Annotated in this window: 9 protein-coding genes; 5 read left to right on the top strand and 4 right to left on the bottom strand. The window is 22.9% G+C overall.

The window, feature by feature from the left end:
* The first annotated feature begins 43 nt into the window (after nt 1-43).
* The 4 genes from ACERKK_RS08370 (at nt 44) to ACERKK_RS08355 (ending at nt 3,958) form a co-directional block, all read left to right on the top strand.
* Nucleotides 44-736 carry an endonuclease gene (locus tag ACERKK_RS08370; RefSeq protein ID WP_373772628.1) on the top strand — a complete coding sequence of 231 codons (693 nt, stop codon included), beginning with the start codon at nt 44-46 and terminating at the stop codon, nt 734-736.
* Between the two features lie 132 nt (nt 737-868).
* Nucleotides 869-2,164: a PD-(D/E)XK nuclease family protein gene (locus ACERKK_RS08365; RefSeq protein ID WP_373772627.1), complete on the top strand. Its 1,296-nt coding sequence runs from the start codon at nt 869-871 to the stop codon at nt 2,162-2,164.
* Nucleotides 2,165-2,181: 17 nt separating this feature from the next.
* Nucleotides 2,182-3,096, top strand: a complete 915-nt coding sequence (locus tag ACERKK_RS08360; protein WP_373772626.1) for a helix-turn-helix transcriptional regulator — start codon at nt 2,182-2,184, stop codon at nt 3,094-3,096.
* A 118-nt stretch (nt 3,097-3,214) separates the two neighbouring features.
* A complete protein-coding gene (locus ACERKK_RS08355) occupies nt 3,215-3,958 on the top strand; it encodes a hypothetical protein (protein ID WP_373772625.1) in 744 nt (247 codons plus the stop codon).
* Nucleotides 3,959-3,982: 24 nt separating this feature from the next.
* Here the strand turns inward: ACERKK_RS08355 and ACERKK_RS08350 are convergent, their stop codons facing one another.
* Together ACERKK_RS08350 and ACERKK_RS08345 are read right to left on the bottom strand one after the other, a co-directional pair.
* On the bottom strand, nt 3,983-4,183 hold the full coding sequence (locus ACERKK_RS08350) for a hypothetical protein (protein ID WP_373772624.1): 201 nt from the start codon (nt 4,181-4,183) through the stop codon (nt 3,983-3,985).
* A gap of 917 nt (nt 4,184-5,100) precedes the next feature.
* Nucleotides 5,101-6,015 (bottom strand): tyrosine-type recombinase/integrase, encoded by a 915-nt coding sequence (locus tag ACERKK_RS08345; protein WP_373772623.1) that lies wholly within the window; start codon nt 6,013-6,015, stop codon nt 5,101-5,103.
* Nucleotides 6,016-7,140: 1,125 nt separating this feature from the next.
* Between ACERKK_RS08345 and ACERKK_RS08340 the strand changes: the two genes are divergently transcribed.
* Complete coding sequence (locus ACERKK_RS08340; RefSeq protein WP_373772622.1) at nt 7,141-7,278, top strand: hypothetical protein; 138 nt, start codon at nt 7,141-7,143, stop codon at nt 7,276-7,278.
* Nucleotides 7,279-7,371: 93 nt separating this feature from the next.
* On the opposite strand, the gene ACERKK_RS08335 is transcribed toward ACERKK_RS08340, so the two are convergent.
* Together ACERKK_RS08335 and ACERKK_RS08330 are read right to left on the bottom strand one after the other, a co-directional pair.
* Entirely contained in the window at nt 7,372-7,935 is a 564-nt protein-coding gene (locus ACERKK_RS08335; RefSeq protein WP_373772621.1) for a recombinase family protein, read from the bottom strand.
* A gap of 545 nt (nt 7,936-8,480) precedes the next feature.
* Nucleotides 8,481-8,648, bottom strand: coding sequence for a multidrug efflux SMR transporter (locus tag ACERKK_RS08330; RefSeq protein ID WP_373772629.1), 168 nt, complete (start codon nt 8,646-8,648; stop codon nt 8,481-8,483).
* Nucleotides 8,649-8,657: the final 9 nt, after the last annotated feature.

Here is an 8,657-nt window from a genome sequence, read left to right as displayed (position 1 = left end):
CTATGGGAATGGATAGATTTATAAATGAAGTAAGGATAATCAATTGAAATTACTATTAACACTACTAATTATTGCATTAAGTGCAAATGCAACATCTTTTTCAAAATCAAAGAAAATTCTATTAAAAAAGATTTATCCTGATAATCAAAATACTTTTTATTGTAATAACCCTTATGAGATTAAAACTATTAAAGGTAAAGAAAAAACTTTAATTATTCAAAATGAACAATACTATTCTCCAAGAAAAGAGTTTTACAAATCAGGTAAACCAAATACAAGAGCAACAAGAGTTGAATGGGAACATGTAATGCCTGCACATAACTTTGGTAAACATTTACAATGTTGGAAAGATGGAGGAAGAAAAGCTTGTAGTAAAGATAGGACTTTTAAAACTATGGAAGCTGATATGCATAACTTAGTTCCTGCAATCGGAGAAGTTAATGGAGATAGGTCTAATTATAGATATGCAGCTAATAAAGTAACTATTGGTCAATATGGTAAATGTGAAGTTCAAGTTAACTTTAAAGATAAGAGAGCATACGTTAAAGATGATATAAAAGGTGATATCTCAAGAATATATTTCTATATGAGTGATAAATATAATGTTAGGTTATCAAAGCAAGAACGTAGAATGATGGAAGCTTGGAATAAATTAGACCCTATCTCTGAATGGGAAAGAATTAAAAATAAAAGAGTTGAGAAATTACAGGGCAATGCTAACCCTTATATATATTAATATTTATTTTGTTTAAAAGCAGACATTATTTTCTCTAAGTTTTTTTTTAGAATAAAATGAATCAATTATTTAATACTTTCATTAGATTTTAGAATAAATAATAAGTACTTTAATTTAGCTAAGGATTTAAACTTGAAAAAAAACAAAGATTTTGACTATATTAATTTATTTGAAAACATAAAAAATTTCAAAGAGAAACAATCAAAACAAAAACAGCGTGGATTAAATGATTATAATCTATTAACAACTGTTTTAAATGCACATGATGAAGTAAGATTACATTCAAGAGTAATAGGTTCAATGTTAGACATTGATGGATTGCATTATCAAGGTACTCTGTTCTTAGAAAAGTTTTTTGAAGTTCTAAATATTAAAGACTTTGAATTTGATGTAAATAAATCTTCTTTAAATTTAGAGTATCAAAATATAGATTTATATTTAACTGATGGACAGAAACATATTATTATTGAAAATAAAGTATATGCAGATGATCAAAAAAATCAAATAAAAAGATATATAAATATAATAAAAGATGAAAATAAAAATCTCCAATATAATGATATTCTTGTAATTTATTTATCTATTAATAAAAAAAAGCCGTCTAAATACAGCTTAGATAATTTAAGTATCCTAGAAAATCTTATTTATAATAAAGAAGATAAGATTACTTTGTTTAAAAATATTAATTATGGATCTGAAGTTATTGAATGGTTAAAAGTATGTCTACATGAAATTCAAAATATAACTAATTTAAATGAGTCAATATTACAATATCTTGCAGTTGTAGAAAAAGTTACAAATAAATATAAGGAAAAAGTTATGCCCTTGAAAAATTTATTATTAGAAAATGATAACTTAAAGTTAATAACAGATTTAGAAGAATCTGTAAAAGATGCAAAAGCTCAGGTTCAATATGATTTTTGGATTTCTTTGAGAGAAAAATTAAATAGTATAGGACATGACTTCAAACTTATTGATGGTAATTTTAAAGAAATAGATTTGAAAGAAAAAGTTAAAAATTTCTATCACAACAAACAAAATAATAGATATTTTGGATTAAAAAAAGATATATTTAAAATAAATGACAAATATACTTTATCTTTCTATATTGAAGTAGATTGGAATATTGTATATGGATTTACAGTAAGTGAAAATGGTAAGAGAAAAGAAATTTCACAAAATAAAGAATTCGAAGATCTATCAAATAAAATACTGAATAATACTGATTTTAAATGGCATTCAACTAATAAATCTAATAATCAAAAATGGTGGATTTGTTGGAAATATTTAGAGAGAAAAATTGATTTTAATTCTTTTAATACACCTATTGTTTTTGATTTAGTAGATGAGCATAAAAGAAATATTATTACAAAAAATATAGCTATTGAAATTAATAATGTAATTAAGACTATTGCTATAGATAAATAGATTGAGAATAATATAAAATGGCATATAAGCATGATTACGATAAAACACTCACTAGATTAGTTTCAATACTAACTAAACTATATAATGGAGATGCTTTATATATAAAAAACTTAGCTGAAGAGTTTAATGTAAGTACAAGAACAATACAAAGAGATTTAAATGAAAGGCTTATTTCTTTTCCGATTGAAAAAAAGGGAAGAATGTGGAAAATGCAAGATGGTTTTAAAATTGAAAAATCATCAACTCTTGAGGAACAAGTTGTGTTAGATATTATGGAAAATATCTTTAGCAATGTAGGAAAAATGTTTTCTTTAAAAGCTAAATCTTTACTATCAAGAATTAAAAATGAAGATTGTAATCCGATTTATGCAAAAATTAGTATGGAAAGTATTGATGATAAGTTATTAATAATACAAAAATTAGAAGTAGCAATAAAACAAAAAAAACAAATTATATGTTCATATAAACTTCAAGAAAATAAAACTTATGAACTAACTGTTAATCCTTTAAAAATAGCAAATTTTGAAGGTTTTTGGTATTTGATTGCAATAGATACAAAAGATGGTTTTATAAAAAAATATTATCTTAAAAGTATTTTTAATATTAAAATAAAAGAAGAGTTATTTACAATTAATTCAAAGATAGAAGGACTTCTAAAAAATTCAATAAATGTATGGTTTAATGAAAACACTGATCCCTTTGTTGTTAAATTATATATTGATTCATCTATCTCAAAATTTATTGAAAGAAAACCATTAGCACCAACACAAATTGTAGAATCAATAAATAGAGATGGATCATTAATCGTAACAATAAAAATAACCCATGAAATGGAAATAATTTCACTAATTAAATATTGGATTCCAAATGTAAAGGTTATTGAACCTGTATGGATTGATGATATTATAAAAAAAGATATTGCAAAATATTAAAGATTATTAAAATCTAAATAAGGTATTCTAAAAAGATTAAATTATAATACATTATTCGTAATCAGACATAATGCTGTCAAAACAAATATGTAAACTTTTATAAATAAAAAGGTTTACTATGAAAGAATATTATTTCCCTGTTAAAACTACATTAGATATTGAATTATTTAAAGCAAATAAAAAGTTCAATGATTTAAATACTTTAACTCGATATTTATCAAATGAATATAAAATTATTAAAGAGAAACAAATAAGTGACTTAGAATATAAGTATTGTAATTTATTTTATAAAAATATATTAGTATATAAGCATATAAATACTTTTATTAATATGTTAAAAAACGCTAAGATTAATAATAGAAGAGAAAGGGATATTTTATATAATTCTTTAAATAATTGTATTTATGTAAATTATGAATACTTAGATATTGATGATAAAAAACTTAAGTCCCTATTTTATAAAATTAAAGAATTAGTTAATCAAATTAGTTATGAGATATTTTCGGATAAATATACATATATTAAAGATGAACTTCTTGAAATAAGAGAATATTTAATTAAGAATTCAGAATCAACAACTAATGACATTAAAATTGCAAATAATTTGTGGGCTTTTTTAAAAAATTTAAATTATTCTTATTATAATGAATTGAGTAAAACAGAAGAAAAGATATCACAATATATTATAGAGTATTTATTAGTAGAAAGTGAGTTACATAAATTTATAAAGGATTCATTGTTAAAATCTAAAGAATTAACTACTTCTAAAGTTGAAAAAATTTATATTGATTTTATTATTTTAATTAATATAAAATATGAAATAATTTTTGACAATAAATTCGTATCAAAAGATTTAGAATAAAATTAAAAATTCAAATAAAGAATTTTAGAACCATTTAGCCAGAAATCTCTGAAATTCTTCATTATCTTTATACTCATACATAGTAACATAAATTATTCCAATAAAATATAATATACATGCAATCTCCATTAATTCAAAATCATTAGCAATTGCAAATAAATAAGCAGAAGGTATTATAAATATAATAAATGAATATAAATAAGTTTTAAATCTTGTTTCCATCATTAGAGATCCCTTTATTTTTTATAGATTAAATTATAACACTTTTTTATATTATTTTAAACTAAATTTAAAATTTATTTACAAAAAAAGTCATGATGCAGTCGTAGTTATTAATAAAATTATAATTCAAAGAAATTAAATATATGGATTATATATGATAAATGAAAGTGGAGAGAAAAGAGTTAATCCATATAAAGATACATAATACCAGTTATTGGATATATTAGTAAATATGAAACAGAAAATAAAAAAACTAAAGTTAAAGGTAAAACATGTTTAGAGAATAAATATGACTCTTTATTAAATAACTCTGAAAATGGAATTTTGACTGGTAAAAGTATCGGTGGAGTAAATGCCACATTAAGTTCTTTTGAAATTGAAGATTTTTATTGTCTAGGCTTCTCTAAAGCCGCAATAAGTGCAGTAAAAGATAAAATCATACGAATGCTAAATTCGTCCATTTGAAGATGTATATCCATTTGTATTCCTTGATACGATACATTATAAAGTAAAGGAAGATGGAAATATACTTCTAAAGCTTTTTATACAGTTCTTGGAGTTAAAATTGATGGATTAAAAGTAGTATAAGCGATGTTTGAATTTTATAAACTTGAAGAAAAATGGGTAAAAAATATTCTATAGTATTTCAATCTTGTAGAATAAATGGGAAATTTAACAGTTTATTTCCAATACCTAGAAGATATAAGAAGAGTAATTTAGACAACAAATATAATAGAATTAGTACATAGACAATTTAGAACTTTAACTAAAACTAAAGGTGTATTTCAAAATAATTATAGCTTATTAAAACTTCTGTTTATGGGAATAAAAAAATCAAGTAAAATGGACAATACCAATAAGGAATTTGAGTTTAAGAATATCACAATTAACCATACGAGAATCTTGAACACCACCTATACTTATTTAATAGTATTTAAATAGGCTTTTTGAACTTCTTTTTGATTAGGATTAGTATAGATCATAGTGGTTTGAATACTAGCATGACCCAATAACTCTTTTACTGTTACAATATTTACATCTTTTGCTAACATGTTTTTAGCAAAAGTATGTCTTAAAATATGAACTCCACTATACTTTATACCTAATTTTTTATAAATATTATTTAATGATCTATAGATTTGTGAACCATCCATTATTTTGCCTGATTTTGTTGTTGCAATATACTCTATATTATTTCTAATATAGTAAGATAATTCTTCTTTTATATAAGTAGATGAAATATACAAAATTCTTTCTTTGTCTCCCTTACCTACTGTATTAATAATATAAAGTTCTTTATCTTTTATAAAATTTTTTGTTTCTAAAACCTCTAGTTCTCCTCTTCTTGCACCAGAGTAAAGTAATACTTTAATTAACAAAGAATTTCTTATATTCAAAAAATTATTTAATTTTAAATTTTTTAAATATTCTTCTAAAATTTTGACATCTTTTTTTTCTACACCTTTAGGTGTTCGTTTTGATATCTTAATATTTATTTTAAATATAGTAGAAATTTTAATATCTAAATCAAGATTCTCATTTATAAATGAAAAAAATGTTTTTAAATGAGTAATATATAATTTTTTAGAACTCATAGCTAATTCAGTATGTTTCTCTAATACAAGATTTTTATATTCAAGAAAATTCATAATGTCAATTTTTTTTAAATTTGTGAAATTAAGAACTTTTTGATATTGCTCAACAAACTCAATAAAACTATTAATTGTAGTGCTATATGAAATAATTGTGTATTTAGATTTATTTGTAAGTTTTAGTTCATTTTTAAAATGGCCCCAAAACATACGTATTTCATTTGAAAAAGCATGATTATTCATATAAATTCCTCAATTTTGACTTAATTTCTAATATTATACACTATTATGTGTATAATAGTGTATTAAAATAAAGCATTTAAAGAAAATAAACAATGATAATTACTTATAAAAGAAAGAATAGGGCGGTTTTAAAATTTATTAAAACTAATATAGGTTACACTTTTATTTGAAAGGATTCATGAAGAATATTGATTATGAATAAAAAAGGTTTCCATTATCTTTATAGTCAAAATATAAAAGTTATTATCTATTAAATAAAACTTTTAATGTCTCACAAGAATATATAAATAATTTAGCTAATTCTTTATATTCATTTAATGCAATACTTGCCGGATATCTTTTATCATTATCTTCTAAAGTTTAAAAATTTGAACAATATTTATCTAATCCTATAACATTATTTTAATTACAAAATAACTAATTGTTGTATATAATAGTAGCTAAAAGTTGAGAGGATAAAAATTCATCAATTTTAGTTTATTATGCTTAACTATCCTGGTATATAGTTGATCTAATCCCATTTCAGAAAGATTTATTATTGCTGGAAATGAAATAAAATATCTATTGTTAATGATAAAATAATTTCATATGCATATTTTAATCAAGATGCAAAGCTTATTGAAATTAAAAATACTACTTTAGATAAAAAAGAAAAAAGTATAGAAACTATCTATATTACGGAAAGTGGTTTCTACCCTGAGTACTATTTTAGAGCAGAAAGCTATAGATTAAAACAAAAAAGAGAAGCAGATTGTTAGATATTTCTAATAAATAGGTGTTTCTAAGTGGTGTACTTTTGCACTACATATTGGTGCATTTTAGGGTTGCACTTGACATCAATGGACTGATACTATTAAATAATATCATCTATAACAAATACTTGGAGAGGAATAAGTAGCTTTTCGACGACTTGTTTTCAAAATAAACGTTCAACAACTGCTTACTTTGAGAGCAGTTTTTACTAACAATAAGCTTGCTACAACTAGAGTTAATTTTTGAATATACTCAAAACTATACAATTAAAAGTGTATAGTTAATATTTTTCAACATGTTATAACAAAATAAAAAATATTAAGGTTTATTATTTAACGATTAATTAAAAATAGTTCAAGAAAAAGAGTATTGATGAATAGAATGTTAAAACTAAGTAATGAAGAGAGAAAAGAGCTTTTTAATGAATCTGCTATGCAAATAGGGCCATTAGCTTCATGGATGCCTTATGATACTTGTAAAAACTATAAAATTATTTTAGCTTTATATTAAGTATTAATGCTATACAAACTATATATCATTATATCCTTTTTAGTAGAATTACTTTTTTTCTATTTGTTATATCATAATGAAAAAAATTTGGTGTTAATTTATATTCTTATACTTAGCAATCCATCTTAAAAGTGTACTTCTTCCAATTTGAAAATGGTCTGCTATATCTTGATTTTTCATACCTTCTTCTTGCATTTTAATGGCTTCCAGTACTTTTTCATTATCAAACTTTGCAGATCTTCCAAATTTTACACCTCTTTTAAGTGCAGAAGCTATTCCATCTGCTTGTCTTTCACTTCTTAAATCTGTTTCAAATTCTGATACAATTGAAAGCAGTCCTATCATTAATCTTCCTGAACTAGTTGAAGTATCTATTTCTTGTTCTGTTGCTTTAAAAGAAACATTCTTCTTATTTAACTTATCTATTATTTTATAAAGGTCTAATACACTTCTACTACATCTATCAAGCCTAGTAACAATAAAAGAATCTCCTTCCCTTACAAAATCTAAAGCATTTTGTAATTCAACTCTTTTATCAGTTTGAGTACCACTTCTTTTTTCTTGAAATATTTTTTCACAACCTGCTTTTTTTAATAATTCAATTTGTGATTGTAAATTTTGTCCATTACTTGAAACTCTTGCATAACCAATTTCCATTTTAGATGCCTTTTGATTAAATTGGTATATTATAACTATTTAGACTTTATGAGACACTTAGCTGAGATATATTTTGAGACACTTAAAATGGGAAATTATAATTTTATCATCTTGTGTCTCAAAAAGTATACTTAACAAGACAGTAGAAATATATTTAGAACTTAATAGCTTCATTCAAATAATGATTTCAAATCAGCTATTAAGTTTTAGAAAAGATTAATTAATAAAATGTTTACTTAAAATATCAATTTATTTATGTTAATCTAGGTATGAGTATCAAAAATTATAAAAGAAAAAAAACTTTGAAATAATCTTGCTGTCCCAACTTGGGACAACAAAATTAATATATAAACTTTAGTAAAAAATTAACAAATAAATAGATAGATAGTGATTTATTAACAATCTTAAATAATCTGTATTTCTTTATCTTTAAGAAAATTCCAAAAACTACAAGTTGTTGAACTTGTTCTATTACAACTTTTACCCATATTCAACATTATCAGTTTTAATACTATGATGAAAGTCTAAAAGTGTTCTTAATTATTTTATACTAAAATTTTTAATCCAATAATACTTATTATAATTAATGACATAAAACTTAATCTTTTTAATCCCGCATGTTCACCATATAAAAGTATTCCAATAAGAGTAGCTCCTACTCCACCAATTCCTGTCCATATTGCATAAGTAATCCCCATTGGCAAAGTTCTCATTGCATAAGA

It is taken from the genome of Poseidonibacter sp. (assembly GCF_041821165.1).
Taxonomy (GTDB): Bacteria; Campylobacterota; Campylobacteria; order Campylobacterales; family Arcobacteraceae; genus Poseidonibacter.
The sequence above is the reverse complement of the archived record's forward strand: the minus strand, read 5'-3'. Positions and strand labels throughout refer to the sequence as shown.